Origin of the sequence: Mesorhizobium sp. M0408, from assembly GCF_040321495.1 — a bacterium.
Taxonomy (GTDB): Bacteria; Pseudomonadota; Alphaproteobacteria; order Rhizobiales; family Rhizobiaceae; genus Mesorhizobium.
In genome coordinates this window covers 1-26,798 of record NZ_JAMYRO010000049.1, presented here as the reverse complement: position 1 = coordinate 26,798, position 26,798 = coordinate 1, and the positions used below count along the sequence as shown (strand labels likewise).

32 protein-coding genes are annotated in these 26,798 nt (G+C 61.7%); 9 read left to right on the top strand and 23 right to left on the bottom strand.

From position 1 onward, the window contains the following. Positions 1-143 precede the first annotated feature (143 nt). Genes NKI67_RS32065 through NKI67_RS32045 form a run of 5 tightly spaced genes read right to left on the bottom strand, consistent with a single transcriptional unit; the run spans position 144 to position 1,941 of the window. On the bottom strand, positions 144-467 hold the full coding sequence (locus NKI67_RS32065; RefSeq protein ID WP_023675762.1) for a hypothetical protein: 324 nt from the start codon (positions 465-467) through the stop codon (positions 144-146). Then, entirely contained in the window at positions 467-670 is a 204-nt protein-coding gene (locus NKI67_RS32060) for a hypothetical protein (protein WP_023675761.1), read from the bottom strand. Before NKI67_RS32060 ends, NKI67_RS32065 begins: the two co-directional genes overlap by 1 nt. Further along, the gene (locus tag NKI67_RS32055) at positions 655-924 is read right to left on the bottom strand and encodes a hypothetical protein (protein WP_023675760.1); all 270 of its coding nucleotides are present in this window, start codon (positions 922-924) and stop codon (positions 655-657) included. Before NKI67_RS32055 ends, NKI67_RS32060 begins: the two co-directional genes overlap by 16 nt. Further along, entirely contained in the window at positions 924-1,136 is a 213-nt protein-coding gene (locus NKI67_RS32050) for a hypothetical protein (protein ID WP_023675759.1), read from the bottom strand. Before NKI67_RS32050 ends, NKI67_RS32055 begins: the two co-directional genes overlap by 1 nt. A 1-nt stretch (position 1,137) precedes the next feature. Continuing rightward, positions 1,138-1,941 (bottom strand): N-acetylmuramidase family protein, encoded by an 804-nt coding sequence (locus NKI67_RS32045; protein WP_023675758.1) that lies wholly within the window; start codon positions 1,939-1,941, stop codon positions 1,138-1,140. Positions 1,942-2,093: 152 nt separating this feature from the next. Between NKI67_RS32045 and NKI67_RS32040 the strand changes: the two genes are divergently transcribed. The 5 genes from NKI67_RS32040 to NKI67_RS32020 all read left to right on the top strand — a co-directional run bounded on the left by NKI67_RS32040 (position 2,094) and on the right by NKI67_RS32020 (position 4,092). After that, entirely contained in the window at positions 2,094-2,279 is a 186-nt protein-coding gene (locus NKI67_RS32040) for a hypothetical protein (protein ID WP_031211530.1), read from the top strand. Between the two features lie 140 nt (positions 2,280-2,419). Further along, positions 2,420-2,602 carry a hypothetical protein gene (locus tag NKI67_RS32035; protein ID WP_031211529.1) on the top strand — a complete coding sequence of 61 codons (183 nt, stop codon included), beginning with the start codon at positions 2,420-2,422 and terminating at the stop codon, positions 2,600-2,602. 177 nt (positions 2,603-2,779) lie between these two features. After that, positions 2,780-2,947, top strand: a complete 168-nt coding sequence (locus NKI67_RS32030) for a hypothetical protein (protein WP_023675755.1) — start codon at positions 2,780-2,782, stop codon at positions 2,945-2,947. Between the two features lie 167 nt (positions 2,948-3,114). Further along, positions 3,115-3,288, top strand: coding sequence for a hypothetical protein (locus NKI67_RS32025; protein WP_023675754.1), 174 nt, complete (start codon positions 3,115-3,117; stop codon positions 3,286-3,288). A gap of 255 nt (positions 3,289-3,543) precedes the next feature. Beyond that, a complete protein-coding gene (locus tag NKI67_RS32020; RefSeq protein WP_352648868.1) occupies positions 3,544-4,092 on the top strand; it encodes an acyltransferase in 549 nt (182 codons plus the stop codon). Between the two features lie 98 nt (positions 4,093-4,190). Here the strand turns inward: NKI67_RS32020 and NKI67_RS32015 are convergent, their stop codons facing one another. Continuing rightward, positions 4,191-7,322, bottom strand: a complete 3,132-nt coding sequence (locus tag NKI67_RS32015) for an SGNH/GDSL hydrolase family protein (protein WP_352648866.1) — start codon at positions 7,320-7,322, stop codon at positions 4,191-4,193. Between the two features lie 247 nt (positions 7,323-7,569). On the opposite strand from NKI67_RS32015, the gene NKI67_RS32010 reads away from it, so the two are divergent. Beyond that, the gene (locus NKI67_RS32010; protein WP_352648864.1) at positions 7,570-9,519 is read left to right on the top strand and encodes an acyltransferase family protein; all 1,950 of its coding nucleotides are present in this window, start codon (positions 7,570-7,572) and stop codon (positions 9,517-9,519) included. Between the two features lie 27 nt (positions 9,520-9,546). On the opposite strand, the gene NKI67_RS32005 is transcribed toward NKI67_RS32010, so the two are convergent. The 13 genes from NKI67_RS32005 to NKI67_RS31945 all read right to left on the bottom strand — a co-directional run bounded on the left by NKI67_RS32005 (position 9,547) and on the right by NKI67_RS31945 (position 22,348). Beyond that, entirely contained in the window at positions 9,547-9,897 is a 351-nt protein-coding gene (locus NKI67_RS32005) for a hypothetical protein (protein ID WP_352648862.1), read from the bottom strand. A 468-nt stretch (positions 9,898-10,365) separates the two neighbouring features. After that, entirely contained in the window at positions 10,366-10,614 is a 249-nt protein-coding gene (locus NKI67_RS32000; protein WP_352648860.1) for a hypothetical protein, read from the bottom strand. 358 nt (positions 10,615-10,972) lie between these two features. Then, on the bottom strand, positions 10,973-11,410 hold the full coding sequence (locus NKI67_RS31995) for a hypothetical protein (RefSeq protein WP_352648858.1): 438 nt from the start codon (positions 11,408-11,410) through the stop codon (positions 10,973-10,975). 107 nt (positions 11,411-11,517) lie between these two features. Next, positions 11,518-11,943, bottom strand: coding sequence for a hypothetical protein (locus NKI67_RS31990; protein WP_352648856.1), 426 nt, complete (start codon positions 11,941-11,943; stop codon positions 11,518-11,520). After that, entirely contained in the window at positions 11,943-14,471 is a 2,529-nt protein-coding gene (locus tag NKI67_RS31985; protein WP_352648855.1) for a hypothetical protein, read from the bottom strand. The genes NKI67_RS31990 and NKI67_RS31985 overlap by 1 nt, the downstream gene beginning before the upstream one ends. Continuing rightward, positions 14,471-14,962, bottom strand: coding sequence for a hypothetical protein (locus tag NKI67_RS31980; protein WP_352594187.1), 492 nt, complete (start codon positions 14,960-14,962; stop codon positions 14,471-14,473). The genes NKI67_RS31985 and NKI67_RS31980 overlap by 1 nt, the downstream gene beginning before the upstream one ends. A gap of 2 nt (positions 14,963-14,964) precedes the next feature. After that, positions 14,965-15,633 (bottom strand): hypothetical protein, encoded by a 669-nt coding sequence (locus NKI67_RS31975; RefSeq protein ID WP_352648853.1) that lies wholly within the window; start codon positions 15,631-15,633, stop codon positions 14,965-14,967. Between the two features lie 215 nt (positions 15,634-15,848). Continuing rightward, complete coding sequence (locus NKI67_RS31970; RefSeq protein ID WP_352648851.1) at positions 15,849-18,305, bottom strand: phage tail protein; 2,457 nt, start codon at positions 18,303-18,305, stop codon at positions 15,849-15,851. Next, positions 18,302-18,904: a phage connector family protein gene (locus tag NKI67_RS31965; RefSeq protein ID WP_352571274.1), complete on the bottom strand. Its 603-nt coding sequence runs from the start codon at positions 18,902-18,904 to the stop codon at positions 18,302-18,304. The genes NKI67_RS31970 and NKI67_RS31965 overlap by 4 nt, the downstream gene beginning before the upstream one ends. Before the next feature lie 285 nt (positions 18,905-19,189). Next, a complete protein-coding gene (locus NKI67_RS31960; RefSeq protein WP_031211513.1) occupies positions 19,190-19,435 on the bottom strand; it encodes a hypothetical protein in 246 nt (81 codons plus the stop codon). A gap of 201 nt (positions 19,436-19,636) precedes the next feature. Next, positions 19,637-20,626 carry a Coat protein gene (locus NKI67_RS31955; RefSeq protein WP_352648849.1) on the bottom strand — a complete coding sequence of 330 codons (990 nt, stop codon included), beginning with the start codon at positions 20,624-20,626 and terminating at the stop codon, positions 19,637-19,639. A 23-nt stretch (positions 20,627-20,649) separates the two neighbouring features. After that, positions 20,650-21,558: a hypothetical protein gene (locus tag NKI67_RS31950; protein WP_352648847.1), complete on the bottom strand. Its 909-nt coding sequence runs from the start codon at positions 21,556-21,558 to the stop codon at positions 20,650-20,652. Between the two features lie 217 nt (positions 21,559-21,775). After that, positions 21,776-22,348, bottom strand: a complete 573-nt coding sequence (locus NKI67_RS31945; protein WP_352648845.1) for a hypothetical protein — start codon at positions 22,346-22,348, stop codon at positions 21,776-21,778. A gap of 110 nt (positions 22,349-22,458) precedes the next feature. Here NKI67_RS31945 and NKI67_RS31940 point away from each other — a divergent pair, with 110 nt between their 5' ends. The 3 genes from NKI67_RS31940 to NKI67_RS31930 all read left to right on the top strand — a co-directional run bounded on the left by NKI67_RS31940 (position 22,459) and on the right by NKI67_RS31930 (position 23,565). Continuing rightward, positions 22,459-22,647: a type II toxin-antitoxin system HicA family toxin gene (locus NKI67_RS31940; RefSeq protein ID WP_352594193.1), complete on the top strand. Its 189-nt coding sequence runs from the start codon at positions 22,459-22,461 to the stop codon at positions 22,645-22,647. A gap of 4 nt (positions 22,648-22,651) precedes the next feature. Beyond that, positions 22,652-23,053 (top strand): type II toxin-antitoxin system HicB family antitoxin, encoded by a 402-nt coding sequence (locus tag NKI67_RS31935; protein WP_352541138.1) that lies wholly within the window; start codon positions 22,652-22,654, stop codon positions 23,051-23,053. A gap of 194 nt (positions 23,054-23,247) precedes the next feature. After that, positions 23,248-23,565 carry a YMGG-like glycine zipper-containing protein gene (locus tag NKI67_RS31930; protein WP_352453776.1) on the top strand — a complete coding sequence of 106 codons (318 nt, stop codon included), beginning with the start codon at positions 23,248-23,250 and terminating at the stop codon, positions 23,563-23,565. 223 nt (positions 23,566-23,788) lie between these two features. Here NKI67_RS31930 and NKI67_RS31925 read toward each other — a convergent pair whose 3' ends face one another. From NKI67_RS31925 to NKI67_RS31910, 4 genes are all read right to left on the bottom strand, one after another. After that, positions 23,789-24,103 carry a hypothetical protein gene (locus NKI67_RS31925; protein WP_352648843.1) on the bottom strand — a complete coding sequence of 105 codons (315 nt, stop codon included), beginning with the start codon at positions 24,101-24,103 and terminating at the stop codon, positions 23,789-23,791. Between the two features lie 9 nt (positions 24,104-24,112). Further along, positions 24,113-24,382, bottom strand: coding sequence for a hypothetical protein (locus tag NKI67_RS31920; protein ID WP_352594195.1), 270 nt, complete (start codon positions 24,380-24,382; stop codon positions 24,113-24,115). Positions 24,383-24,567: 185 nt separating this feature from the next. After that, positions 24,568-24,888 (bottom strand): Bbp19 family protein, encoded by a 321-nt coding sequence (locus NKI67_RS31915; protein ID WP_352648841.1) that lies wholly within the window; start codon positions 24,886-24,888, stop codon positions 24,568-24,570. Next, a complete protein-coding gene (locus NKI67_RS31910) occupies positions 24,885-26,627 on the bottom strand; it encodes a portal protein (protein ID WP_352648840.1) in 1,743 nt (580 codons plus the stop codon). Before NKI67_RS31910 ends, NKI67_RS31915 begins: the two co-directional genes overlap by 4 nt. Positions 26,628-26,798 lie beyond the last annotated feature (171 nt).

Sequence of the window (26,798 nt, the reverse complement as noted above, 5' to 3'; positions counted from 1 at the left end):
GTGGGCGGGCCTCCGCGTCCGCCCCCCGCCTCGCCCAACAATCACCTCAGAATCCTCAGCCTGCCAACCCCCAACCCCCCCCCCCCCCCTCCGGGCGCCCCGGGCTCCAACTGAACGTCACTATTTCGTCGGGCTTGGGCGGCTTACTCCTCCTTCACCGGCCCGAACCGGCGCACGATCATTTCGAAGACGATGTCCGAAATCCACATGGCCGAGACGCCGATTAGGAACGCCGCGGCCAGCGTCGTGGTGTCGTCGTCCGGAGAAGGAATGGGCAGGCCGGCGGCGCGGAAATAATGCACGACCGGCAGCGTCAGATAGGCCGCCGCCAGCGCGCCGCAGATCGGCGAGGCCACCATTTCGCGGACCTTGTAGCGATGGCGCGACAAGGCCCGCAAAATGCCGCCGGACAGGCCGGCGACCAACACCGGCGCCTTGATGCCCAGGACGTCGAGCAACTCGTGCATCATGGCGTCCACCCGCACCATCTGGCGCCCTGCCCGTTGAAGGCATTCATCTCGTCGAGCTCGGGCCGGGTCATGGCGGCGACCACGGCCGCCGATGGCCGGCGCGGCTGGTTATGGTCGCACCAGACCTGGCGCGGATTACCGGCCGGCGCGGTTGTCGTGCAGCCGGCGAGCACCAGGCAGAGGATCAGCGCCTTGCCCATTTCCCAGCCTCCGCTCTGGCTGCCGCATCGGTCATGCCGGCGGCCTTGCGCTCTTCGGCGGCGGCCTCGCGGCTCATTTCCAGGCGGTCTTCGGCGGCCGCGACTTTTGCCTCGGCCTGTTTGACCGCCTCCTTCTTCGCCCGGTTGATGCCGCCGGCAACATAAAGGCCGATGCCGCCGGCCGCAGCGGCCAATACCGTCATGACGACCTTGTTGCCGAGGATGGCGCTGAGAATGGCGAGGAGTGCGGCCATCACAAATCCTCCGCGCGGCGGCGGCGCAGGAACTCGGTCAAAACGCCGTTGATCACAAGAAACCAGGGGAACCATTCCCCTGGGATAATCGGCGAAAGAACCTGCGGGTCGACATAGGTAACGACGGTCGCGATAACGCCGATGGCCGCCTGAAGCCGCGCCCAGAATATTGTTTCGCTGCCGCGGAAGAAGCTCTTGATCCGGGTCCACATGTCATTTCCTTCCAAACAGTTTCAGGATGGCTGATAGTTTCAGGATGGCTGCGATCAGCGCTGCCCAGAGGCCGGGCCTGGCGGCAGGCACGGGAGGTGCAGAGGACGCGGGCGCAGCGGTCGCTTGCGGAACGGCAATTGGCTTAGCGGGCTCTGGCGGGACTGCGGGGACGACCGCCGATGACACCGGACCGGCAGACGGCCAGGGCGTGTCCTTGATGCGCGACCATTTGCGATAGGCCTCGGCAAGCCTGGTATCGTAGGCGTTCTTGCGGTAGCCGGCGCCGTTGTAGCCCTTGGCAAAAGCAGCCCAGTCATGATTGCGCAGATTGCCGTCGAGCCGGTTCGCGACGATGAAATCGATCGCCGCACCGAGCTGCAGCGCCTCGTCCGCCATCATTGCCTCGGCCATCGCCTGCACGGTAAGGAAGCCCGCGGCCTTGAAATTCTCGCCGAGGACCTGACCCAGCCCCCACGAAGCGGATTTGAGCGCCGCGGTTTCGTCGATCGCACAAGCTGCCCTGAGCCGTGGGTAGCTGTCCCTGGGATAGGGCTTTGCGCCCCACTTCGGATAGGCGAGGCCGGCGGCTACCGCCTTTGCCCGCTTGGCACCCGACAGGTTGCGGTAGAAGACGTGCGGTTCGAACAGGATGACCGGCCGGCCAACGGCGTCGAAGCCGCGCCCGCTGGTTTCAACATCGAGGAACGCGTGCATCTCGTCCTCGCCGACGCCGATCCGGGCACCGAGTTTCGGCAAGTCTATATCATCGAGGCGCCTGGCGGCGCCCCTGAACGTCATGTCCATGGGCAGTCCTTTCCGCCCTCGCGGGCAAGGTTTTGAGGTTGAAAAAGCAGATGCGTGGCGGCAAAGCAGAATTGGGCGGCAGCCCGTGCCGATGTTGCAAGGAAGGTTGATGTTTTCGACCTGCCGTGTGAAATGGCCGCGGGATGGTGCACATGTCTGATGATGAACAAACCGCTGCGGCGCGCTGGACGGTGAAGTCCGAGCTCCGCACCGTCGGTCGCGACAAGCCGCTGCTGCTGGTGCTGTCGGCGATCCTCTGCCTCTATTGTGCGTTTATCGCCGGACCGATCGTCTATGCGGTGCTGGCCATCAACGGCATTGCGGATTTCTTCAAATGAAGCCAGTTCCGGCGATCTCGCTCAGGTCCCGGTTCCTGCGTCTACCGCGCCCGAAATTGCTCGACCTGGATGAAATTGCTTAGCCGGGATGAAACTGTTCCCGTCTATCGTTCGTACCTGTAGCGGGTACGGGAGGACACGTGACGATAAGAATCAGGCTTCCAGGCGGCACCTTGAAGATCAAGAAAAGGGACGAGCTGCGGCGCCGCGAGCAGAAACGCGAGGTGCCGGTTTGGCAGTTCGGCAATTACTTCGTCATCTGGTGGCCGAGCGGCATGTCCGGTCGCCCATCCTCGCCCAATAAATCCTCGCCCAGGAAATAGCCCCCGCACCCGACGATCCCAACTGGCACTGGCGCCCCGTGCGGGATCGGGAACCGCCGCGCGCGCCCGAACCTCAAGACCGCTCGACTAGTCCCAGAAATAGTCAGCGGGCAGGCATTGACTCTTCCGCAGCGGAAGGTCTCTGATGCTGCATTGCACAATGGGGTGGCGGAATCGATGGCGGTGCGTATCAGGATGCCTGGCGGCACACTGAAGGTGAAGGTGTACCGCGAATTGCGCGACCGCGAACGCGCCCGCCGCATACCCGTCGTCAAGATCGGCCGGATCTATTTCACCTGGTGGTCGAACCGCCAGCGCCTGATTGATGATCAGTCGCCAGGGTGACGCATGAATTTTTTCGGCTGCCATGCGCCTGGGAAAGCCCGCCCCGACCTCCGCCGGCCAGCTTGCAAAATAAGTTGATGAGGCCGCCGTTGACTCTTCCGTAACGGAAGGTCTCTACTTACCGCATTGCACGAAAATTGCTGCGTTGCACAACGGGAGTTGGACCGATGGCAGTGCGTATCAGGTTGCCTGGCGGCACTCTGAAGATGAAGACCTATCGTGAGTTGCGGGCCAGGGAACGCGACCGCCGCGTGCCTGTGATGAAGATGGGCTCGCTGTATTTTGTCTGGTGGTCGAAAAGCCAGGAACCTCACCAGAAGCCGCAGGACAGCAGACGGTAGCCGCTGCGCCGGCGCGTCGTCGTCGCAATTAAACCTGAAGGCTCTGAACTCATGCCTCTCGGTTCCCAGGATTTCTGATCGAAATGCTGTGTTGTAACTGACGGTCGCTGTCGGCTTGCAAACCGTCGACGATTGCAGCAGGTAGCGGAACAACATTTACCAGAGGGCGAGGGTGCTGTCCGCGAGCGGCAGGTTGCCTTTACTATCTCGCTGGATCACAAGAATCCAGCGACACTCCGGTAGGACACCTCACCTATGCCTTTCGTTCCCAAAATTGTACAAAACCTAGCTGGCGTACGGGCCGGCATGGGCTCAAAAATGAATTTGCAAAGTGTTCGCAGCGCGAAACGTGGGCACCACACGATCGGCGAAGGAAACATCCTTCACTGTATTTTTTCCTTCGATCGCCCAGACGCCCAGATAATTATTGGAGATCGGTGCTTCATCGGCAAAAGCCACTTGGTTGCGGCCGAACGCATCGAGATTGGTGACGATGTAATCATATCGTGGGGGGTAACAGTAGTAGACCACAATTCTCATGCGCTTGGCTGGGAGGAGCGGAAGGCAGATGTCGCCGACTGGCATCAGGGAAAGAAGGACTGGTCGAACATCACCATCGCCCCAGTGAAAATTGAAGACAGCGTCTTTATTGGCTTCAACGTCATCATTCTCAAGGGCGTAACGATCGGCAGGGGATCGGTCGTTGGAGCAGGATCCGTCGTAACAAAAGACGTGGCACCCTTCACTATGGTTGGCGGCAACCCTGCGAAGCCAATCGGCGTGCGCAGTCGATCAGCGAGTTGACCACAGAGCTCCGGCCATGCGGTACATGCTGCACACCTGCGGCGTTGGGCGCGAACCTGAGAATTCTGTTAGCAGCCCTCGTCCAGAGAAAGAACCGACTACACGCTCACCAGCGGAGCAATGGTCGCGGCCTGCTCGGCCGAGCCGACATCGTTCGGATGGATGCCATCGCCAATTGAGCCTGTGCTGTTGGCGGTTAGCGTCAGGCCGTCGATATAGAAGATGTTGGCGTCGCCGGCCGCCGTCAGCTCACTTACCGCATCAAGCTCTTGCTGCCGATAGTCTGCAATCTTGAGGGTGAGCGTATCGTTTGCCGCTGAAATCCAGTTCGACGACACAGCGTATATTTTGACCGTGGGCTTGATCGCTCGAATGTTGGCGACCAGTGCCTTGTATGCAGACTTGAAGCCTGCAAGGGAGGTCTGCCCGGTGCGGTTGTTGAAGTCAAACGTTATGAAGACGACATCAGGATTGGCGTTGCCAACATCTGTTCCCCATGCCGCTGTGACGCCCGAAGAACCATAGCCCAGATTGATGTGCTGCCAGCCCTTGGCGCGGCAGAGTATCTCCATCCAGGTCTTGTCGATGCTGGTGGCAAGGAACCCCTCGTCGCGGCTGTCGCCCAGGAACACAGCGCGCGGCATGGTCAGGCGCGTCGGGGGTAAGGTGATTGGCGCGCCGTAGGTCGTGATGCCCAAATCTGCGATCGCCGCCGAGTACGGCATGACGACCTCGATCAGGCGATCGGCATTCGACGCGAAGTCCAGCCGGACGAAGAATTTCCCGGCGGCCTGCGGCGACGTGAAATAGGTGTTATGCACGCCGTCGACGAGTATCTGGCCCTTGGCGTTGTAGCTGCCGTCGACAGTATTGAGATTTTGGAAATGCCTGACGATAGAGGTCGCACGCGTCTTGAACCGACGACGCCACCCCGGATTAGCATTCTCGTATCTGCCGAAAGAGATTGGCCTAATACCGCTCACCTGAGCCGAAGTTACGGTGAGAGTCGCCGGATGATCGCTGTCCTCGATGTTGGGATCGTTCGGAGGCACGTCGATGGCCGGGGTCGCCCCGACCGTGCCGAAGTTGGACCAAGCCGTTAGCTCGGATGCATCCATCGTCCTAAGCCGGAGTGTGAGCTTTGCGATGGTGCCGCTGAACGGATTGCCGCCCGCGAGGCCGCAGCCTATGCGCAATTTGGTAAGACCTGTGGGGACTGTCAGCGCACTGTCCTGTGCACCGATCGATCCGTCGAGCGCCGCCTGCGCGTAGTTCGGACCCCATGATGCCGCCAGTCGTGTCGTCTTGTCCACGACTGTGAGGCCAGGCAGAACGTTAGCCACGATCGCGCCAGCCGTCTTAATGCTGAACTGACCGCTACCAAGCGACGACAAGTTGCAAAAGATTTGATTGTTTACGCCGCCGTCATCGAGCTGCACCATAGTGCGCGCGACATTGTCCGATGCCTGGGTGCGACCCTCGATGAAGATCGACCCAAGCGCGGTATTGAAGGGAATGGCTAAAATATCGATAATGGGCTGCTCGCCCCCGCGCGAAAAGAACGCTGTCGTCGTCACCATAGGGCTAGTTCGGAAATTGCCATTCTCGTTTTGAGCGAGGTCGATGATAAATTTGTCCCCACTCGTAGCGACCTGGAGGACGACAGTCGGATTGGCGAGCGTCTGCGCTGGGATGCTCATCCGGTTCCAATATCGGTCCGGGGGCGAGACGTCGGTATACGTAGCCCCGCCGTCCTCGGACATGCGCAGCGCACCGGAGCCAGCCAGTCGCGCTATGTAAGCCGTCTGGAAATAGGCGGCGGATGCGATTGTTATCGCCTGCGATATGGTCGCGTTGTCGGCGGTCGCGGTGATAGAAGACGCCGAATTGGCAACACCATCCAACCCGACCTGATCCTGCGCGACCGTCATGTTGGTCGCGACCCAAACAAGGGCCGACGAAGAGATATTTTTGGTCGCTCCGCTTGCCGCCCCGGTCAGCGTGCCGGTCATTGTGCCGGACCCACCGGAAAGCGCGTAGATGGTCGCCGTCGAATTGGACGAGCGATAGACGCCAGTGCTGCCGCCGCTCGCATTCACCGTCTCGCCGTCGACAAAGACGCCGGCGCCGCCGCTGACAGTCAGTTGGTGCGTGATGCGCAGGGAGCGGTTCTGCAAAAGGCGGTTGGCCCGCGCCGGCTCTTGGAACAATCCGCGCGGCGCAAGCGACTTGTAGTCGTAGGTGAAGCGGGGAACATTCACCCCGGCCTGCTTCAGCAGTCCCAGCTTGTCGAAGTACCATCCGGCCGTCGTGCGCGTCACGGTGAGCTTTGCCGTCACGTTGCCGAAGAAGCGTTTCGCAGGGGCGGCAGCATCCTTGATCAGAATGCTGGGAACTGGCGCGTCGAAAGCGATCGCAATCCCGCTATCGTCATATTGCAGTGCCGCCGACAATTCCGTCAGCGTTGCCGCCGAACCCGAAAGCTCGACAGCTGAAGTGCTTGGGAACCGCTTGATTTCGGTCGCTACGCCTGAAAGGTCGCGATAGAGGATGAAGCTTTCCAGCGGATCGCCGGACGGCACGAGAAAATATTCCCCTTCTGCAACCGCCGCTAGACCTGCCGTGGTCTCGGCGTAAACCTTGCCAGTGGCCAAAGCAGCGTCGCGCGCCGCCACCGCGCCTGCCAGACTGGCACCAGCAGCGATGGCATCGGCGGCGGTCGCAGCCCGGTCGGCAGTGGTTTGTCCGGCATTCGCGGCGGAAGCGGCCGCACTCGCGGAGGCTTGCCCGGCGCTGGCCTCGGCGGCATCCTTCAGCGCCTGGGTTTCATCGCGCAGCGCTTCGACCTCAGCGATCGCGTCCGCGATGTCGGGCGGAACGGAGGCGGCGACCGTGATGGCATCAGTTCCCACCACCGGCTCGTCGGCCGTAAACTCAAACACGCGGTCGGCATTGGCCGTGCCGATCTGGGTGTGAACCGTCGTGCCCTTCTGCAGGGTACGCATACTACGGGCGTCGGCGGCGCGGAACCATTCGCCTGCGCTCGCGGTGTAGATGCCGTTCTGCGTCGGGTCCGCCTGGTCCTTGACCAGCACGCGGTCGCCGATTTCGGCCGGCACGCCGTCGATGGCCTGCAGGCCGTACAGGAGGATGTCGGCCGTGGTTGCGAGGCGCACGGGTTCGCGTTCGCCGGTCAGGAGGCGAACGGCGGCAGTTGCAGGTCGGGACATGAGGGCTTACTCCATGAAAAAAGCCCCGCATAAGCGAGGCTGGAAGTGTTTTGGCATTGGGTTCAATGAGCAGTGGCGGGAGGCCTAAAACCAACGGCTGCCGTTGCAGATGTTGGTCGCATGCCGGCCTCTATCCGGCAGTTTTGCGACCGGGAAGAGACAAGCAATTATCGTAGCGCATGAGGCTGGCACCCCGGCTCTGCTTCTTTTATAGACGGGGACCAGCCTCGGGGACCGAACCTTCAACATGCACACCAGAGTCGGAAGCGCGGATTCGCACCTCATTGGCTATCGGGCGGACGTCGACGGGTTGCGCGCGATCGCCGTAGTCTCGGTGATAGCATTTCACCTGTCGAGATCATGGTTGCCCGGGGGGTATCTGGGCGTCGATATCTTTTTCGTGCTCTCGGGATATCTGATCACGCTGATCTTGTGGCGTGAGGCGGTCCAAGGGCAATTTTCGATCATTCGTTTCTATGAGCGTCGCGTCCGCAGGATCATGCCGGCCCTGCTGCTGCTGCTGTTCTTCACCACCTTAGCTGCAGTCGTCCTGCTGCTGCCTACAGACTTGATTGGCTACGCCAAGAGCATGGCCGCCTCGCTCGGATTCGTAGCAAACATCTATTTCTTGCTGGATACGGATTATTTTGCGCGAGTGGCCGAGGCGAAACCGCTGCTGCATGTCTGGTCATTGGGGGTCGAGGAACAGTTCTATATCCTCTTTCCCCTGTTGATTGCGGCATTCGCCCGTTTTTGGCCGCGCGCCGCCCTGCCGGCGATCGCGCTGCTCACCCTTGGATCATTCGCCTCCAATTGCCTGGCGCTCAGGATAGGCGGCGCGTCGCCGGCATTTTTCCTGCTGCCGACCCGGGCGTGGGAGCTCGGAGCCGGCGCGGTGGTCGCTCTGCTGCCGCCCGAACGAGCGCCTCGCGGAATCGTTGCGGGCATCCTCGGGTCAATTGGAGCGCTCGCAATTCTCATCGGCATCGTCAGCCCTGTTGAAGTGCTCCATTCCATCCCAGTTGCGCTGCCAGTGGTTGCCGGCACGGCGTTGGTCATTGCCGCCGGCCAGGGCAAGCAATCGCCAGCCAGCCGGGTGTTGGCGGCCCGCCCGCTCGTCTTTGTCGGCTTGATTTCCTATTCGCTCTATCTCTGGCACTGGCCCGTCATCGTCTTCTCGCAATATTTCCTCATTCGGGACCTTAACCCGGGCGAAATGATCATTGCCGTGCTCGCTATGACGATCTGCGCCATCCTGTCCTGGCGATATGTTGAGCGCCCCTTCCGCAGCCGAAATATCGCGGCACGAACGGTGTTTTTCAGTGCCGCTGCGGGCGCGGCAACGCTCGCGGTGGCAGCGTCAGTGCTGGTCTGGTCGAACGGGCTGCCCGGCCGCATGAGCGGTGAGGCGGCTGCCTTCAACGCAGCTGTCGGAACCAACTATCAACGATGCCCGGTCTCAAATTACGTCACCCTAAGCACATCCCGTGCGTGCGTGCTCAACCTTCCGACTCGCAATCCCTCCGACGCAAATATTGTCCTGCTGGGAAATTCGCATGCGCAGATGTATGCGCCTCTCTGGGAATCCATATTTGCGGACAAGGGCTTGAACGGTCTCATGCTTACCCGCAACGGGTGCCTGCCGACGGTGACCGTGAATATCTCGCGCCAATGTCTCGATACGGCCAATGACAATCTGGGCGAGCTCGACCGGCTCTCAAAAGTGCAGACCGTTATTGTAGGCTTGCCGTGGGGATATGGAGAGAATGCTCTCGTCGACCTCAGCGGAAAGACAATGGACAACCGGGACGATCGGGCACTCATCCACGGGCTCGACGACTTGATCAGCCATCTGCAGAAGTCCGGCAAGAAAGTCATTCTGATCGGCCCCATCGCCTATCCCGGATGGGATCTGCCTTCCGAAATGAGCCGCAGCCTCGCGTTTGGCCGGCCCCTGGAAAAACCCACCTATATGCCGGTTCAGGAGTTCCAAGGGCAATACGGGCCTGCTATCGAACATTTCGAAGCGCGTCACGACATCGTCTTTGCGCGCCCTGACAACGTATTGTGCGACGCAAGCCGCTGCAATTACATTCTGGACGGACGCTCCATGTTCGCGGATGTCAGCCATATTTCGCAGACGGAATTGTTCCGCTTCCGCTCCATCTTTACTGAAGCGCTAGCGACGAAGCGCTGAGCTTTATACGCGATCCGGGGCCGGGACCTACAGCAGCCCGCCAATCAGCCTTCTTGTCCCGCCCATGGCCGCCAGCCCACAGGCCATGCCGGCGCAGTCGGCGACCCAGTCGAGGATATCCATATCGCGCGCGATCAGCTGCGCGCCCTGAAGCAGCTCGATCGCCGCGCCGGTAATGGCAAGGAGCAGGACCAGCCTCGTCTTGTGTTCCGGCCAGCCGAGGCTTCCGAGCGCCGCCAGCACCGCGAACGCCGCGGCGTGGTTGAGCTTGTCGTGCTGGAAGGTGAAGCCCATGTCCAACTCCTGCAGGAACCGCACCGGCGAAAGCGCGAGCAGGAGAACGCCGGCCAAGGTGAGCAGAAAAACGATCCTTGCCATGGTCGAAAAAGAGTCCGTGCGCAACAGGTCAATCCTTCATCTGAGATAGGAGGCGATCCAGAAGGCACCACCGACTGGGACCGCTCTGCGGTTAGCAGGCCATAAGCCAGCATCGTGACCACAATCAGACCGCTGTCCCGATGCCGGCACCAACCCCCGGAGTGGCGTACTCACCGGTGATAGCGCCAGCGCTGATCCGGTCGAGCCGGCTGCCGGGCCTGCATCAGCGACGAGCGACGGAGCGTGGCTGTACATCACTTTGGGAGCAACGGAAGCACGTTCTCGTCAAGGAACCGACGGCGCTTGCCGACAAGCGGCAGCCGATCACTCTCGAAGTTCCGGCAATACCCTTTCGTCGAGAAATTTGAGACGGCTATCCAACATTTCGGCGTTGGCTGGGCTAGCCGGCACATTGACCGGGATTAGATCTGCCACCGAGTCCCCCCGTCGCGCAGCTTCGACCCACTCTTACATGGCGCCGATATATCCATCCAGCGCCTCGTATGGAGTCTTGGCGTCTACAGCCGGCAGGTATGTCGGGGGCACATCGCCGACGATTACCCATATCCATGGGTCAACTTCTGGCCTGCCCGGAACAATCTCGAAGAGAAAAATATAGATTATGCCATCGGCACCGTATCCAAGGTACTCCCCCTTGATGTCTGAAACCCAATCATAGAAAATCAAGATATTTTCGGGCTTCCAGACGTGCAGCATCAAGCTCTTCATCGCCTGTGCTTTTGTCAGCCGACGGCAAGCGGGTGACGCTAGTCAAGTCGGGTTTGACGTCGCTATAATTTCTCTCGACCACTTGTGTTCCCTTTCATTTCTTGCTTGAGCCATCTTCTTCTTGCCCAGCGAGCATAGTCTCCTGCATCGCTATGGTGTTTAATATGATCTGCTCTCGCACGATGCGTGACGTTTGATACGTGATCTGCCCCCCCCCGTCGGCCAGCGCTTTCTCGTGAGACACATCCATATTCCGGCCCGTAGCAGGATCCTGGGCAAGGACCTGAACCCAAAACGTCTACCGACGAAAGATCGTCGCTGCGAGCGGAACCAACGCCTGTCTTCACTATCCTTGCTTGACGTCGAAAGGCTCAATAACAGCAGAGGGGGTTCCCAACTGCTCGAGCAAATCCAGCACGCGCTCCGAGACAACAAGGCGTAGGTCCCGAGCGATGCCGAAATCATCGCGGCCTGCTTGTCCATTAATCTTCAGCCAGACGAAAGCTGGAAGTTCCACCTCGGGCTGCAGTTCACGAAAATCCTCGGACGTCGTGACCTCAACATGGGCGAACGTTGCACCGGAGAAGCCAACTTCCAACAAAGCGCGCTTGGCCTCCTCGGTCACAAGAAAGCAAGGAAATGTTGTGATGAGCACGTCACCGAACCATCCATCCATTTGGTAAATAAGCTTGCTTACGATAGGTGGGTGGACACTCGTATCAAGGACAGTTCCTTTGCCGAAGCCGCCGGCAACATCGGGTTTTATGTAGAAATATTGCATCATTGAACTGTCGATTGGTTGAGTGGATGGCCGTGCCCATCCAGGTAACTTCCGGCGTGCCGTGACTACCCATTGCTTTATTGCCGAGACCATCCCTGCCCCTTCGGCCGTCAGCCGTCGAACGGCTTGATGGTAGCGGAAGGGAGACCTCGTTCATCAAACACATCGAAGACTCGCTCCGATAAGACGAGGTTAAGGTTCTTGGCTATGCCGAAGTCATCGTGACCCGCTTTCCCGCTCACCTTCAGCCACACGAAAGATGGAAGCTCTACCTCGGGCTGAAGTTCGCGGAAATCTTCGGACGTTATGACTTCAACAGGGGCGAATGTCGCTCCGGTGAAGCCGATTTCTGACAATGCGTGCGCGGCCTCTTCCGTCACGAGAAAACATGGAAAGCTTGTTATAAGAACATCACCGATCCATCCCTCCATCTGGTACACGAGCTTGCTTACGATAGGAGGGTGGACACTGGTATCCATGACAGTGCCGTCACCCAATCCTCCGGCCACATCGGGCAGAACGTCAAAGTATCTCATCATTCACCTATTGGTGGATCGAACAAATGTCCGTACTTCTTGTCGATTTCGATAACATAGTCAAGGACCTTCTGACGGGTGGCATGAGGGTTTTTCTTATAGAAATATTCCCACTCGCTCCGAATTAACTTCAGGTGCAAACTTATGTCGAACTCGTTCCGGATTCCACGAAGATTCTCGATTGAATGCAGCTCTTTCTCTGTAAAAAGCCCGGGATACCTTTTAAAAACTCCCTGCTCGACGCCATGATGCACTCTATAGTCGCTTTTGTTGAGACTAGGATTCGCATCGAAAAAGACTTTTCGATAGTCGTTGGATGGAGCCCACCCAACCTTCGCCCCGGCATGTTTAACTTTGGACGTATCCCTCGCAAGCATCGCAGCTAATAGCGCGGTTTCAACTGCACTGTCGGATATTTCGCCGGGTGGTGTCTTCCGGCGTGGCATTGGTGGCGAGACCGAGCGCGCAAGCGCTTGCTGGTGCCTAAGGGTTTCGGCATCGACCCCACGAACAAGTGCCTCGCCGCCTTCGACTAGGTCAGTCGGCCGCCTCGAAAATATTGAGAGTTTCTCTACCCAGGGCTTGGCAATCTTCGCCGCGGCGCGTTCCAGGGCCACGGCCGCCAACCTATCGCCAGGAATTGCGCCCGCGGCATTGAGCAGTGTTTCTTCGTAGTTGCCTTCCAGCGCTGCATTTCCAGCCTTCTCCAGCGCAAATGACGTCCCCAACGGCGTGAAGTCGGCCACCGAGATGCTGTCTTCGCCAAGCCCATCGGAGCCCACGAGTTTTTGTGCGAGACGACGCCACAGGCTCCCCCGCTCACTGTCGCCGGCTATCAATCTCCCGAGCCACTCTTGATTCGTCGGTAAGTAGTTGGTGAGTTCCGCGTTTGATACCGATCGTCCTGGCTCGACAGTGTTGGCTAAATCGAGCAGCATCATCGGGTCGACTACAGCTGCCCGGACCGACCTATCCGCGATGCTGTTATCTGTTTGGGACGCGCTGGTCTGAAACAGGTGGCTGAGCACCGCTTCGCGCGCGGCTTGATTCGGTAGCGCGGCGAACACATTGCGCAGCTCTGCGGTCTGGTCTTGCGGCTGGGCCTTGAGTCTGCCGACAATGTCCTCAGCGACAGAGTTGGGTAGCGGCTGGGCGGTCTCAAAACCCAACTGTTGCTGGGCGGCGATGGAGCCAATGATCGCCGCCCGATAGTCTCCCGGCTTCGACAGGTTGCTCCAGGCCGCATCAAGGTTCGCGAATGCCTCGCGGACATAGCCGCCCGGATCGGCCTGCCTGGCCTTGAACGTCAGGTCCGCGGCGGTGGCGATAGCGTCATGGCGCGCCTTGTCCACTTCCGGCGTTGAACTATCTGCGGTGGGGTCGGCGTCCTTGACCATGGCCCGCACGGCGTTATTCGACAGGTCGCGCATGCCGTGGAATTGACGATTAACCTCAACGGTCCTGTTGAACGCCTCGAAGCGCCTGGCGCCTTCGGTAGCGCCATAGAGAGCGACGAACTGTTCCGGCGTTGGGATCGGGCCGGAATAGGTTCCATTGTCCCTGATGTCGGCCGGCGCATTCTGCTCGGCCAGGATAATGTTTGTGCGTTTTTCGACTTGCCGCATCGCGTCGGCGGCTCGGGCCTGCTGGACCAACCCTGGCCGCTCTTCGGGGGCAATGTCGTCCCCAAAAGCCTGCGCCAACGTTTGGTCCGGCGTAAGCTTGCCTACGCGGTCACGGAGCGAAGCCGGTGCGGCAGTTCCATCCGCCGGAGGCCCACTCACAGCCTCGACGGTATCGTCCTTGGTCCTGCCGTCAGTCGCTCCCGACCCCCCACCTAGCATCTCCGCAGCGCGCTTCGGGTCCTTGGCGATCATCGCCTGGGCGAGCGCCTTTGCCGTGTTGCTGCGCCAGGCGGCCTCGGCGGCTTGCCGGGCAAGCGGGTTGCCCATCTTGCCGATCAGCTCGAGCCCGCTCTGCCGGATCGCCTCGAACGTGCCGCTGTCGTCCGGGTCGCCCTGCGCGATGGCGCTTGTGTAACCGTCCTCGACCTTGCTCCACTCGGCCTGCTCATAGTTCTGGCGCCGCGCGTGCTGCTGCGCGGCCATGCGCGCCGAGCCGGCGAGCCGCAGAGCCTGCTTTTGCGCGAGGAAATTGGCGCGTTCGCCCTCCGGCACTTTCGCCGCGGTGTCGTCGAAGATCTGGTCGAACAGGCCGGGCCTGACGACGCCGTCGCTGCGCGGATCGAGCTGGCCATACATGAAGTCGTGCAGGCCGCTGCCGTCGGCCGGCGCGGTCTGCACCGCCACGGCCTCGGCGTGGGCGATGCGTGCGTTCAGCTCGCGGCCGATAATGTCGGCGTCGAACGCATCCTGCTGCTGCTTCTGCTGCCGGAAGCGTTCGGCTATCGCCGACAGCTCGTCGCCAAAGCCTTGCATGGCAGCGCCCACCGGCGAGCCGTTGGGATATGAGACCACAGTGCCGGTATCGAGGCGGCGCTGGGCAAGCTGGAGCGGGATGGTGGCCATCAGTAGAGGCCTCCACCCGGCGCCGGCGGGAAGGCGCTTCTGCCGAACGTCACCGCCTTGGCCGGGTCGTAGAGGCTGGAGATGCCGGACACGAGATTGCCGCCGGCCTTGAAGATCGAGGCGCCCACCGCCTGCCTGCCGGAAAAGCGCGCGATCGCCGCCTGCGTTGCGAGACCGTTCTGGCGCAGCTGCGAGCCGTACTGGATCGCCTTGAGGTCGAGCTGGCCCTGCCTGGCATTGGCCGCCAGCACCTCGGTCGGCGAACCAGAAATGGCGACGCCCGAAGCGCCGGCCTGGACACGCGCCTGCGCCTGCAGCAGATCCTGCTTGTGGCGCTCCTGGCCCTGCTCGAAGGCCGAGCTTTGGGCGTCGGCCCGCGCCTGCTGTTCATAGGCCTTGGCCTGGTACTCGGCCATTTGCTTCGATTGCTGGCCTTCCGCCAGCGCGCCGCCGACCGAAAGCGCCGTACCGATAAGAGCTAGTGTGCACATGGTCAGCCTCGTTCGCCGGCGGGAATGAATTTGCTTTTGATGCCGTCGACCGGCGCGCCGATCGCAGGGCGCCGGTCGAGCACGCCGCCCGGGCTGAGGAAGGACAAAAGCAGCCGGTCGGCCTGGATCGCCGGGCGGCTGAGACGCGACGGCGCGGCGGCCCGCGGGCCGGCCATGGCGGTGCGCCGGATGGTGGTCAGGTTGACCTTCAGGCCGACGGCGCCGTCGGCATCGAAAAGGCCGTTGGCGGCGGTGACGGCGCGGCTCAAGGCATCGGCCGCGAACAGCTCCTGGCGCAGCTGTTCGATCAGCCAGTGGACCGTGCGCCAGCGCTCGCCGAGAGCCTCGGCCTTTGTCCTGACCTCGTCGCCGGGCGCCGGCGTGGCGGCGACGGCTTCGGCGGGGGGTTCGTCCAGGGGGGCGCCAACGCGGCGCTCGTCCGCGTTCTCGATGGTTTTCTCGATCAGCGCGATTTCAGCGTTGCAGTCGTCCAATGCGGCACGCGCCGCCGTCAAATTGCCGGCGCCGAAGATCGCGTGAAACTTTTCCATTTCCAGCTCGCCCTTGCGGGCGATCGCATCGTTGAGGTCGGTGTCGAGCAAGGCGCGGATGGCAGCGAAATCGGCAGCCGTCCGCGCCTTGCCGAGGTCTTCGGCATGGGTGGGGGTCACTGGTGGGTTCCTTGGTGGGGGAAGCGATGGAAGACGGAGCGGGTGATCTCCCCCCTCGAGGGGGAGATGGCCGGTAGGCCAGAGGGGGTCGTCTCGCGTGGAGCGCCGGCGTTCTTCCCCCGCGATGGAGGCGATAGGAGGCCGCGTCAGGACGAACCGACCCCCTCTGTCGCCTTCGGCGACATCTCCCCCTCGAGGGGGGAGATCAGCAGTTCCTAAGGCTCGGCGTCGAACACCGGTGTCATCACCCTGATCGTGCAGGGCGTTGGATTGACGTGGCGGATCTTCACCCGCCCCTGCCCTTCCCAGCTATCGTCGATCGGCACCTCGACATTGCCGGTGAACAATTTCGCCATGCCGTCGGGTGCAACCACGGACGGGATGCGAACCTGCTCCCAGCGGCCGCGGATGAACGACTGGACCTGAAGCCCGGTTGTGTCGGTTTCCAGCAGCGAAAGAATGAGCTTGGCCACCTTCTTGCGCCGCCCGACGATCGATCCGTCGCGACCGCCGACGTCGAGCTCCAGCGTGTTGGCTTCGGACTGGTAGCCGAGCCCGACCTGCCATTTGGCTGCCGTAGCCCCACCGGGCAGCGAAACCGCGCCAGCAGCCACAGCAAGGCCCTTGTAGACCTTGCCATCGGCCAAGACGTCGAGTGTTTCGCCGTTGAGATGATCAAGCCCTGAGACCGTGCCCACAGCGGCGCCCGAATAGGTCAGGCCGCAGTCGACTTCGAATGCATCGCCGATCCCGCCATACTCGAACGGCGCGGTCTTTATTTCGATATAGCGCCTGGTCACGCCGCCGATCGTGCGCTTGACGATCAGCCAGAGATCGTCGTTGCCGTCCTGGCCGGGCGTCACCATGGCGCTTTCGACAACGGCCCAGTTCGATCCTGCGAAGCTTCCGGCGATCTGGTGGATATGCATGCCGCGAACGTCCTGCGACGGCTGGTGCGTGTAGCCACCGAGCTCGCCATCCCCGAGCGGGAACCAGAGCAGCGGATCGGGGTCGGTCTGGAAGGCGAGTTCGACGACGCCTTTCTTGGGAATGTGCTCCGATATCTGACCGACATCGTCGGAGGTGAAGCGGCCGGTGGCGTTTTGCGTCAGCTCGGCGATCGATTTGCGGGAGCGGGTGACATAGAGGAACGACTGCCCCGCATCGACGGGACGCAGCGGGGCGCAACCGAAAGTCCGGGACCGGCGGTTCTTGAACGAGGACGGCGTCAGCGCCTCGTCGATGCCGGAGCCCGACAGCGCTCTCACCCCGCCAAGCGTTCCGATGATCAGCGCACCGTCCGATTCCGCCACCCACGTAATGTCATTGGCCTGGCCGCCACCTGCCTGCACGAATTCCAGCGCGTCGGTGTCTTTCTCACCGGTGGCGAAGTTATCGAAATCGCCAGTTTGCGAGGCATAGACCGAGAATTTTCGGCTGAACGCCAGACGCTCCTCGTAAAGCGAACCGCTCTGGACGTACTTGCCGGGCACGAACGTGCCGAGACGCCAGCGGATGATCGGGCTGAGATCGGGCAGAGCGTGCCCGTACAACTGGACCGTGACTACCGTCGTGCTGGTCCGGGCAACGACCTTGGCCCAGCGCCAGAAGCCATCCGCGCCAAGCAGACGAATGGCACGGCCGACATCGCTGGTCTGGAAGCCGATGCCGTCGTTGATGCCGACGATCGAGGAGGCCGAGAGATCAAACGGCGTTTGCGACGGCGCGTATTCGTGCAGGGCCAGTTCGGCGATAGCGGTTCCGTCGCTGCCGCCACCTGAAAACAGCAGCTGATAATATTCGTAGGCAACCGTGTTGTTGAAGCCGTCGAAGAAGCGGGTTTCCGACTTGGACCAGCCGGTCTCTCCGTCCCGGCTGTCGAGCGTCGTCCAGTCGGTGCCGTTGTGCGAGGCCTGGAATTGCCACTGGGTCGGCGATGCAGTGTCAGAGTGATCATTCGTCGCGGTAATCCAGTAGGCGTCGACTGTCTTGGCCCCGCCGCCGCCGAACTGGTAGCGCAGATACCCGCTCGGAAAGCCCGCTATGTTCTCCCCCTTCTGCTTGTCGCCATCGAACACCTGCCACACGTCGGATGAGCCGTTGCTGTTGCTGACCGTGCCGCTTGGCAGCGTATTCGCGACCATGACCGGCATGGCGTTGCCGGTTGCGGCCGGCGTTAGCGTCGTGGCCGTGGTGTTGATCTTGTCGTAAGGGCCGTCGAGAAAGACGAAATCGGCCAGCGTCCAGGTCGTGTGCGCGGTGCGCGTCAGCACTTTGACCGGATGATCCTTGTGGGTGATCCACATCTGGTCTGCCGACTGGACGAATTGCAGGTCGAACAGATCGGCCTCGGGATAAGGCGAAACGACTTCGACCGTGCCGACACGCGCGCCATAGGCGTAGACGCGGATGTAAAGATCGCCGAATTCGAGCGCATAGGCCTGATCAGCCGAGAAGATGAACGGGATCAGCCGTGTCGCCTTTGATGAGTCCCTCACCTCCGCGCAAAAATAGGTGCCGCCACGCTTCCTGATGCCGCCATGCGGCAGCGTGACGAAGTTCGTGCATTTCGACAGCGCCGCCCGGTAGAGGTCGAGCGAGGCGCGAGCATGCAAGCGGGGAGAAATCTCGCCGCGGATGAAAGCGTCCTGGACCGGATAGAGCGTGGTCATCGGCCGTCGCCCCGGCTGTCGCCGCGCTGGAAAGCCCAGGACGTCGTCGAAAATCTGCCGCCGCGCTGGATGGCATTGGCCGAGTAGGCTGCATCCAGCGCTCTGTCATAGGCGCTGCGTGCGACGTCGATCATGCTGGCCTTGTGGGTCAACGGATGGGCGATCTTGATGGCGAGCGCCGCCACCAGCACTTCGCTGAACAGCGCGTCCCAGTCGTTGGGGTCGGTCAGATTGGCGACATAGCGGAGGATGCGCGGCCCGGCCTGATCCGAATAGACCAACCCGGCCTCCTGCCGCCATGAGAGCGGCACGCCATCCGGCTCGCCGCTATGGGTCAGCGGCAAGGGCCGCAGGCAGTCGGCGGGAAGCTCATAGGCGAAGTTCAGCGTGCCAGCGCCGCTGCCGGTGTCGAAGCCGGCGACCGAGGCCGCCAGGATGGCGAAGACAAAGGCGTGCTTGGTCAATTCGGCCTCGCGGGTCAGGTCGAAATGCAGATTGAGCAGGCGTGCCGCCTTGGCGTCCTGGTCGAGGCTTTCGATCGGCGCCTCGTCGAGCACGGCGAGCGCCATGTTGGCGATGTCGAGCGGGGTGATGGCCATGGCTCAGGCCTCCGGCTGTGTGGTTGGTCGGGGAAAACGGGGCATGGTGCCTCCACGGCAAAAAGCCGCTTCAAGGCGGCTGGGATTTCTTGTGATTTTGGCTTGGGCGGAACGTTGCACGTCTCGTGCATCGAACGTCACGACTCCAACCGCCCGTCAGGAAACGGGTGGCAGGCGCTGCGTCAGCCGTCTTTTTCCCATTCGAGCAAGGAAGACGGCAATGCTTCGGCTATTGCAGTTTCACGACACCGCCGCGCAACGCGGCGATGTCTTGCCTGAATTGTGTCAGCCGACGTGTGCGCCGGTCGAGATTCCTGTTTCAGCTGACTTGGCAAAGACGCTTGCTTTCACCCTTCCGGCACCTCCTGCCAAAGCCAAGCCCCTGTCCAGGGCGTCCTGAAGACTTGGCGTGTAGTAGGCGGTGTCTTCCAGGCCGCTGAAGAAGTTTATGCGATGAACTTCCCCCTTCTTGCTCATGACAATGCCCGCTTTTCGGAGCACTTCCTGAACTGTTTTGTACTTCATGTTCATGGTGACCTCCCTTACCAAGACAAGGCAGCATCGCCCTTTCTTGTAACTGTTTGGTGCCGTCGATTGGCCAAAGGGCAACATGAATGTTGTAGCGAACGCCAAAATTCACATCACTCCGACGCAGCGCAGCGGGTGAACTTGGGATTCGCCGACCTGGTGTCCCGAAGGGGCGGGACGTCTGACGCCCGCCCCTTCGCCCGATCAGGCCTCGGTCGTCTTCAGCGCGATGAACGTCATGTGCTTGACGCTCGACGCCGTGCGGTCCCAGTTCGCCGCCAGCGCCAGTTCCGCATCGGTGGCAAATTCGCCGGCCGAGGACGCATCGAGGAAGCGGGTGCCCGGCACATGCGGCACGAAATGCCGGCGGCCGACCATTTCGGTGACGCCGCCGCCATGGCCCTGCCGCGGCTTGCGGTCGAACTCGAGCGGGCCGCCTTCGGTATTGACCGGCAGTTCGTTCCACAGGATCGCCTTGTCCTTGAACATGAAGGCGGTGTAGACGCCGCCGGCAACCGGAATGTCGTCGTCGACGACGGCCCTGAGCCCCATGTAATAGGGGATCAGCGGCCCGCCCTGCTCGGACGACGGCACATAGTCGATGAGGTCGGCGAGCTTCAGCGCCTTCATCTGCTTCGAGTGCATCCAGATCGTCTTGAACTTGTCGGCGCGGTCGCCCATCAAATAGGCGGCCTCGATGATGTCGGTGTCGACGATGGAAGCACCGGTGATGCGCACCAGGTCACTGCCGTCATTGGCGATGTTGTCGGCCAGCACGCCTTTCAGTATGCCCAGCAGCGTCAGCTTGTTGGCGCGCTGCCAGTAGTCGGTCTGGCGGCGCACGATAAGCTTCTGCGGATCGTCGCCGGCAAGGATCGAGGTCAGATCCGGGATGCCCCAGGCCTGCGCACGCACATTGCGGGCCGCGACTTCGCGGCGCGCGCCGATCTTCTTCATCTCGATCGAGTCGGCCGGGTCGTCATTGACCGGCTCGGACGGATCGTTGCCGAGGTCCTTCCAGCCGGGCATGTCGACGGAACGTCCGCCCAGGCTGAGCTTCGAGGCGATCGACGGGTCGGAAAACAGGATCCCGGCCTGGTAAATCTCCAGCGACTGGACGTGCTCCTCGAACGAGTATTGCGCATAGACGGACGGAACGATCGCGTCCGCGATACGGGTATAGGCGTCTGCCATTTTTGTCTTCCTTCAGGTTCGGGTTAAAGAGGATTGTTGGGCATCCACAGGTCGGGATTTTCGCCGGCCTCGCGTGCCAGCCGCCGGGCGCGGGCGGGGTCGCTTTTGACCAGGGCTGAGATGCCAGTCAGGTTGCGCTCGCCGGCGGCATTGCGCTTGAAGGGATTGCCTCCGCTCAAGGCAGCATTGCCGTCGATCGTGTCTTCGCGGAACATCGCCTCGCCGATGGCGTAGAACGCCTTGGCGATCTGCGGGTCGGTCAAGGCACCGTCCGGCAGAAGGATGCCCTTCGCCTTGTAGGCATTGACCAGGCCGAGCTTTTTCATCGCCCGGTTGGCGACCTCGAGCTTCTGGCGAAAGCCATCGCTGCCGGTCGGTCCCCAATCCCTGACGAGATCGTCGTGCGTCATCTCGACTGAGCGGGCAACAGCGATTTGCTGTGCCTTGGCCTGCTCCGCCATGTAGCCGACGAAGCGGTCGTGATAGGCCTGTGCGACCTTCGGGGTAGCACCTGCCTCGACTGCCCAGGCCTTGGACGCATTGGCGAGCTCGTCCGAATAGGCGAAGTTTTCGGGAAGCCCGTCGGGGCGCCTGTACTCGACCTTGTCGGGTGAGGTCAGCGGACGCATCGCCTCGGGCAGCCGGGCATGGAACCTGTCCCAGTCTTCCGCGGCTGCATCGGCTGCCGGAACGCGCAGGCTCTCGCCCTGCTGCCGCTCCAGCTCCGCATAGGAGGCGAAGACCCGATCGAGGCTTTCAGGCTTGGTCCAGCCCTTGGTTTCAGCGAGCTTGCGGTTGCCTTCGGAAAGACCGTCAAACCAGCTTGTGGCCGCAGGCGGGGCGGACCCGTTGTCCCGGTTGGCCGGTGGCCGTGCAAGGTTGCCCGCCGGTGGCGCCGCCACCACGGACCCGGCGTCTGCCAGATCTGTCATGAGAAAATTCCTTTTGTTACAGAATTAAGGCCGGTGATGAGAGCACTGGCGGCGAAGCTTGGTATCTCCCCCCTCGAGGGGGAGATGGCCGGCAGGCCAGAGGGGGTAGCCGCGCGTGGAGCGCTGACCTCATCTGTCGCCGGGCGTCGCGCCCGGTCGAACCGACCCCCTCTGTCGCCTTCGGCAACATCTCCCCCTCAAGGGGGGAGATTAGCGCCTACCCATTATCGCCCCAGTTCTCCCAGAGCAGCGTGATGGTGCCCGACACCGCCAGCGTGCCGTCGGCGTCGATATCGGTGCCGGTGGCAAACGCCAGGTTGAGATAGAGGTCGACCGGCGTCACGGTGCCGTCGAGCGTCAAGGCTGCGGCAACATCGGCAATCGATGCGCTCGACGGCGCGGCACCCGCGCCATCCAGCGTACGGCCGGTCGCGCCCAGCACATTGACCATGGTGCCGGCGAGCGCCGCGCTCGATGCTGCCGCCGAGCCGAGCGACCAGGTCAGCGCGACATTGTCGTTGATGGTCGAGGCGCGTGGCGTCAGCACGGCGAACTGCAATCTTGCCGTGCCGCCCTTGATCCGCACCTTGCCATCGAGAAAGTCGAAGAGCTTCTGGCTGGCAAAGCCCTGCGCATCGGTGACCGGCACCGGCATGGCATTGAAGGAGAAGACGGTGCGGTAGGCGCCGCCCTGCCCGGTCGTCCTGGCGGTAAGCCCCGCCCTGGGCGGGGCAAGGCCGGCTTCTCTGGCGGCGGCACGCGAAAGCGTCCGGGCAAGACCTCGGGTCATTTGATTTCTCCATTCTTGCGGGATTGAAAACGGGGTCGGCTGGGCCGCCGCACGCAACAGCGGCAAAAGCGCATGGACATTTGGATCAGGTATGTGTATCTATACACAACATGGAGAGCGCCGATGTCATTCACAGGCTGTTGGCGGATGGCTGGTACGAAGTGGCTCGAAAAGGAAGTCACGCCCAGTTCAAGCACAAATCCAAGCCGGGCCGGCTGACAGTTCCGCATCCCAAGCGCGACATCCCGATCGGCACTCTCAAGAGTTTTGAAAAACAATCCGGCGTGAAGCTGAGGTAGAGAAATGCGGAACTATATCGGATTGATCCACAAGCAAGCGGACAGCGACTTCGGCGTCTCCTTTCCCGATTTTCCGGGCCTGGTGACAGCCGGCGTCAACCTGGATGATGCCCGTGCCATGGCCGGGGAAGCGCTGGCCTTTCATGTCGAGGGGCTGGTCGAGGATGGCGAGGCCATTCCCGAACCGTCGTCCCTGGAGGAAGTGATGTCGGACAAGGACAATCTGAGCGGTGTCGCCATCCTGGTTCCCTTGAAAGCTGAAGCTGCGAAGGTCGTGCGTGTCAATGTCACCATTCCGGAAGATGTCCTCGATCAGATTGACCGATATGCGGAGCGCCACGGCTACAGCCGATCCGGATTTCTGGCCGCTGCGGCGAAAAAGGTAATGCAGATCGAGGCAGCGTAGCGCTCTCGAAGGTCGACTGGAGATGAAGCTCTTTGGGTCTTGTTCGGTTACTTTCTTTGCGGATCAGGCCGTCAGACAAAAACAACCATGTCTTATTTCGTGAGGCACGGTGCCTATGTTCCGCCGCAAATGCGACCGCACTTGGCAAAATCGCCCCGTGTATTAGCTCATAGGTTTCAAGGGAGTACCAGACGATGACCATGTCCAGAGCCATTGCCGCCATGCTGGTGACTGCCGCATTGGCAGGCTGTGCGCAGACCGAAGCACAGCAGAGAACCAGCACGGGTGCGCTGCTCGGCGCCGGCGCCGGCGCGCTTGCCGGCCAGGCGATCGGCGGCAACACCAAGAGCACGGTCATCGGTGCCGGAGCCGGCGCCTTGCTGGGCGCCGTCGTCGGCAACGCCACCACGCCGCAGCCGCGCAGCGAACAGCTTTGCCGCTATCAGGACCGCACCAGCGGCCGCATCTACACCGCCCCCTGCGACGACCGGTATTATAACGGCGATTATTGAGTGTAGAATGCGGTTGGCGCGGTGGAGCCAGCTTCAGCGGCTAGTGCATGTCGCCCAAAAGTTTGCAGCGGTTCTGGGACAACGACATGGATGAACAAAGACCTAAAGGCGCGTCGATACGCGACGCCCTTTAAGGGACGATTTGTCAGGCCAAGCCGGGTGTACGGCAGGGCAGAATTAGGGGCATCATCACCTCAATTCGCAATTCCAATCAGAAGAACGTTCAACCCACGAAATTTTCGTCCACGAACATCTCCGCAAATTTCTGCGGTGTGAGAGTTACATCATTGTCGCGGGCGATTTTGAGGTTCCTTGCCCACATATCCCGGATTGCTGCCGGCATTCCCTCAGGCATGTGCATAGACTGGGCTATTGCGTCATGCCATTGTCCATCGCCGCCATAGATAGGTTGCAGTTTGGGGCCCATCTTTTTCAAGCCATCCTCCGACTCCTGAGAAAGTTCTCCGATGGCCCAGAGCACATAAAGCTCCAGTAGCCTAAGCAGCGGCTGTCCATCATAACGTGGGTCAGTCGACATTTTTACTTCCTACGCATCATTTTCGGCGTAATAAATGAGCCTTTCACAGATGGCCGACAGGCTGGGCTTTTCCTTCAACGACGCAACCCAGGCCTCGGTAAATTCGATCGCAATGAATATCTCGATAAAGTATGTCAGGCCCGCTTTGGCTGCCTCCGCTGGCACCAATCCCTCTTCCGGCTCGGTCGCAACCATTGCATCTGAACACTCGGTCCAAGGCTCCGACACATAAATTGTATCCTCTTTGTCAAAATCTGACAGCCGTCCAACGATATCCAATAACCTGATTATTCTCCCCACAAAGAAAATCCGCCTCGGCGATTCGGGTGCAGCGTCTTCTGGAAGATAGTCCCAGCATCATGTTGGGATCTAGGGACGAGTTGCATTACACCCGGGTTCGTAAACTTGCACAATGATCAGCCGAAGTGGGTCATGGCCTCCGCAAGGTCAGTGCTCCCCGCACCCTACTCCTCCGCCCTCGCCGCCTTCTCCAGTGCCGCCAGTTGCGCTTCGTCCAGCGTCAAAAACCCCATAATATGCTGCACGACTTCGGCGCGCGCATTGCTCAAGGCGCTATGCAATTCGAAGCCGTTCGGCGTCTTGGTCTTGGCCAGCCATTCGCCGTAGGACGGGCGGCGGTAGTAGCCGGTTGCGGCCGCCAGGTCGGCCAGCACCATTTCGCCGTCCTGGCCTGAGAACACCCTGAGATAGGCCTTGGCCAGGGCATCCCGCGCCTTGGCCGGGCCGCCGGCCTGGCTGGAATGGGCGAAGCGTTTGCCGCTCATACGCCCTGCCCGCCCGAAGCATCTTGCGCAGCCTGCGGCATCAGTCCGCCGAGCCCGTCGAGCAGGCCGCTGTCGCGCGCCTGCACTGCCGCCGGCACGGCATCCCTGGCGACCTTGCCGGCGGCAGCAATCGCCGCCATGCCGGCCTGTTCAGCTTGAGCCTTGGCTCTGGCATCGCGTATTCCCGCCACTTCGTCCTGGCGGCGAAAAATGCGCTGCGGACTGCGGCCGGCGCCCTGCACGATCTTCAGCGCCTCGTCGCCGTCGATATTGTCCATCACGCCGGGGTCGAACTGCGCCATCTGCATGGCGGTGGTGACAACCTGGATGGTGTCGCGCGCCTCGGCCGAACGGCGCAGCACGTCGAGCGGGCCGGTGAAGGTCGGCCGCAGCGCCTTGCCGGCGAGGCTCGCCGGCGGCAGGAAGCGGCTGTCTTCCTCGTAAAGTCCCTTGTCTTCCAGAATACCCAGCTCGCGGTCGAGATTGCTGGCAAAGCCGGCCTGGATGATCGAGCCGGACGGCCCGAGCAGCGCGCCCTTCTCCTCCTGCCGGATCAAGGCTTCGGTCGCCGTCATCTGCGGGTTCTGCACCAGCGTCTGGAACAGGTTGACGAACATCATGTCGCGGATCTCCTCGGCCCGGCTGTCGGCATAATTGAAGGCATAGGTCGGGTTCTGGCCGGTGGCGATCGGCGCGATCAGCGGCCGGCCGGCATCGTCGATCAGGCCGGGATAGTTCTCGCCGGGATTGAGCACCGGCACATAGTCGAGGCGAGCCTTGGAGGCGGTCGCCGGATCGGTGATCTGCTGCAGCGCGCGAAGGCCGGAGCGCCGCACGGCGTTCTCTTCGCGCACCGTCGTCAGTGCCTCGATGGTCGGCGAGATGCCGTACGGATCGCCTTCGTAGCGGCGCCAGTTGAAGCACGACACCGGGAACGAGCGAAACCCGCTTTCCCTGACGATCGCCTCCTCGTCCTCGATCACGTGATAGGAAGCGAACGCCGTATCGAGATACTGGTAGGAGCCGCTCAGACTGTACATCTTGCGCTCGTCGCGCGGCTGGACGCACTGGATCAGCGAGATTTTCGTCTCGCATTTGACGGGGTCGTCGACCAGAATCTTGATCCGCGCCGGCAGTCTGTCGTAGCCGAGCAATTGCGCCGCCTGCCGCGCCGTGCGCTCGTAGCGGCGGTGGAAGATGTCGACCTGGCCCCAGCGGTTGCGTGAGAGATAGCCTTCGACCACAGGGATCGAGGCATAGCGGATCAGCGTGCCGCCAAAACCTTCCTCGGCATAGAGATAGGCCGGGCCGTAGCGCACGACATTGCGCAGGCAAGCCTGCGTTGCCGGCACGAAATTGGAATTGGCGGAATAGCGCAGCGAGAACAGGAAGTCGCGCAGCGCTTCCGCCCATTCCTTTTCCTCGTCGGTCTCCTCGTCGTTGATGGCTGCAGTCGACAACCCATGCCATTTCTCCGACTGCGGAATGATCAGGCTTTCCAGCCCCGCGGCCAGCCGGTTGGCGGCCGAGTTGATGGTGTTGGCGTAGACGCGCGCACCGCGCCGCTCCTGCCGCTCAGCCTGCGAATCGACGCCGGCCTGGCGGCGGCCACTCCACATATCGGGCGCGTCGGGATCGCAGAATTCGGACACCGCCTCCCAGACATGCTCATACTGGCTGCGCTCGCTCTCCAGTTCAGCCTGTCGCGCCAGGATATCGCGGGCACGGGAATCGCTCATGGTCAGCCTCGCTTGATGAACTCAATGGGGAAAAGAAAGAAATGGCGGGACGCCGAGGCTGCCGATCTCCCCCCTCGAGGGGGAGATGTCCGGTAGGACAGAGGGGGTCGTCTCGCGTGGATCGGCGACCCCCTCTGTCGCCTTCGGCGACATCTCCCCCTCAAGGGGGAG

Bases quoted from the DNA above. Each gene is read 5' to 3' on its own strand.
- NKI67_RS32065 (WP_023675762.1), bottom strand. From the start codon at position 467: ATGCACGAGTTGCTCGACGTCCTGGGCATCAAGGCGCCGGTGTTGGTC.
- NKI67_RS32060 (WP_023675761.1), bottom strand. From the start codon at position 670: ATGGGCAAGGCGCTGATCCTCTGCCTGGTGCTCGCCGGCTGCACGACA.
- NKI67_RS32055 (WP_023675760.1), bottom strand. From the start codon at position 924: ATGGCCGCACTCCTCGCCATTCTCAGCGCCATCCTCGGCAACAAGGTC.
- NKI67_RS32050 (WP_023675759.1), bottom strand. From the start codon at position 1,136: ATGTGGACCCGGATCAAGAGCTTCTTCCGCGGCAGCGAAACAATATTC.
- NKI67_RS32045 (WP_023675758.1), bottom strand. From the start codon at position 1,941: ATGGACATGACGTTCAGGGGCGCCGCCAGGCGCCTCGATGATATAGAC.
- NKI67_RS32040 (WP_031211530.1), top strand. From the start codon at position 2,094: ATGTCTGATGATGAACAAACCGCTGCGGCGCGCTGGACGGTGAAGTCC.
- NKI67_RS32030 (WP_023675755.1), top strand. From the start codon at position 2,780: ATGGCGGTGCGTATCAGGATGCCTGGCGGCACACTGAAGGTGAAGGTG.
- NKI67_RS32025 (WP_023675754.1), top strand. From the start codon at position 3,115: ATGGCAGTGCGTATCAGGTTGCCTGGCGGCACTCTGAAGATGAAGACC.
- NKI67_RS32020 (WP_352648868.1), top strand. From the start codon at position 3,544: ATGCCTTTCGTTCCCAAAATTGTACAAAACCTAGCTGGCGTACGGGCC.
- NKI67_RS32015 (WP_352648866.1), bottom strand. From the start codon at position 7,322: ATGTCCCGACCTGCAACTGCCGCCGTTCGCCTCCTGACCGGCGAACGC.
- NKI67_RS32010 (WP_352648864.1), top strand. From the start codon at position 7,570: ATGCACACCAGAGTCGGAAGCGCGGATTCGCACCTCATTGGCTATCGG.
- NKI67_RS32005 (WP_352648862.1), bottom strand. From the start codon at position 9,897: ATGGCAAGGATCGTTTTTCTGCTCACCTTGGCCGGCGTTCTCCTGCTC.
- NKI67_RS32000 (WP_352648860.1), bottom strand. From the start codon at position 10,614: ATGCTGCACGTCTGGAAGCCCGAAAATATCTTGATTTTCTATGATTGG.
- NKI67_RS31995 (WP_352648858.1), bottom strand. From the start codon at position 11,410: ATGATGCAATATTTCTACATAAAACCCGATGTTGCCGGCGGCTTCGGC.
- NKI67_RS31990 (WP_352648856.1), bottom strand. From the start codon at position 11,943: ATGAGATACTTTGACGTTCTGCCCGATGTGGCCGGAGGATTGGGTGAC.
- NKI67_RS31985 (WP_352648855.1), bottom strand. From the start codon at position 14,471: ATGGCCACCATCCCGCTCCAGCTTGCCCAGCGCCGCCTCGATACCGGC.
- NKI67_RS31980 (WP_352594187.1), bottom strand. From the start codon at position 14,962: ATGTGCACACTAGCTCTTATCGGTACGGCGCTTTCGGTCGGCGGCGCG.
- NKI67_RS31970 (WP_352648851.1), bottom strand. From the start codon at position 18,305: ATGACCACGCTCTATCCGGTCCAGGACGCTTTCATCCGCGGCGAGATT.
- NKI67_RS31965 (WP_352571274.1), bottom strand. From the start codon at position 18,904: ATGGCCATCACCCCGCTCGACATCGCCAACATGGCGCTCGCCGTGCTC.
- NKI67_RS31960 (WP_031211513.1), bottom strand. From the start codon at position 19,435: ATGAACATGAAGTACAAAACAGTTCAGGAAGTGCTCCGAAAAGCGGGC.
- NKI67_RS31955 (WP_352648849.1), bottom strand. From the start codon at position 20,626: ATGGCAGACGCCTATACCCGTATCGCGGACGCGATCGTTCCGTCCGTC.
- NKI67_RS31950 (WP_352648847.1), bottom strand. From the start codon at position 21,558: ATGACAGATCTGGCAGACGCCGGGTCCGTGGTGGCGGCGCCACCGGCG.
- NKI67_RS31945 (WP_352648845.1), bottom strand. From the start codon at position 22,348: ATGACCCGAGGTCTTGCCCGGACGCTTTCGCGTGCCGCCGCCAGAGAA.
- NKI67_RS31940 (WP_352594193.1), top strand. From the start codon at position 22,459: ATGGAGAGCGCCGATGTCATTCACAGGCTGTTGGCGGATGGCTGGTAC.
- NKI67_RS31935 (WP_352541138.1), top strand. From the start codon at position 22,652: ATGCGGAACTATATCGGATTGATCCACAAGCAAGCGGACAGCGACTTC.
- NKI67_RS31930 (WP_352453776.1), top strand. From the start codon at position 23,248: ATGACCATGTCCAGAGCCATTGCCGCCATGCTGGTGACTGCCGCATTG.
- NKI67_RS31925 (WP_352648843.1), bottom strand. From the start codon at position 24,103: ATGTCGACTGACCCACGTTATGATGGACAGCCGCTGCTTAGGCTACTG.
- NKI67_RS31915 (WP_352648841.1), bottom strand. From the start codon at position 24,888: ATGAGCGGCAAACGCTTCGCCCATTCCAGCCAGGCCGGCGGCCCGGCC.
- NKI67_RS31910 (WP_352648840.1), bottom strand. From the start codon at position 26,627: ATGAGCGATTCCCGTGCCCGCGATATCCTGGCGCGACAGGCTGAACTG.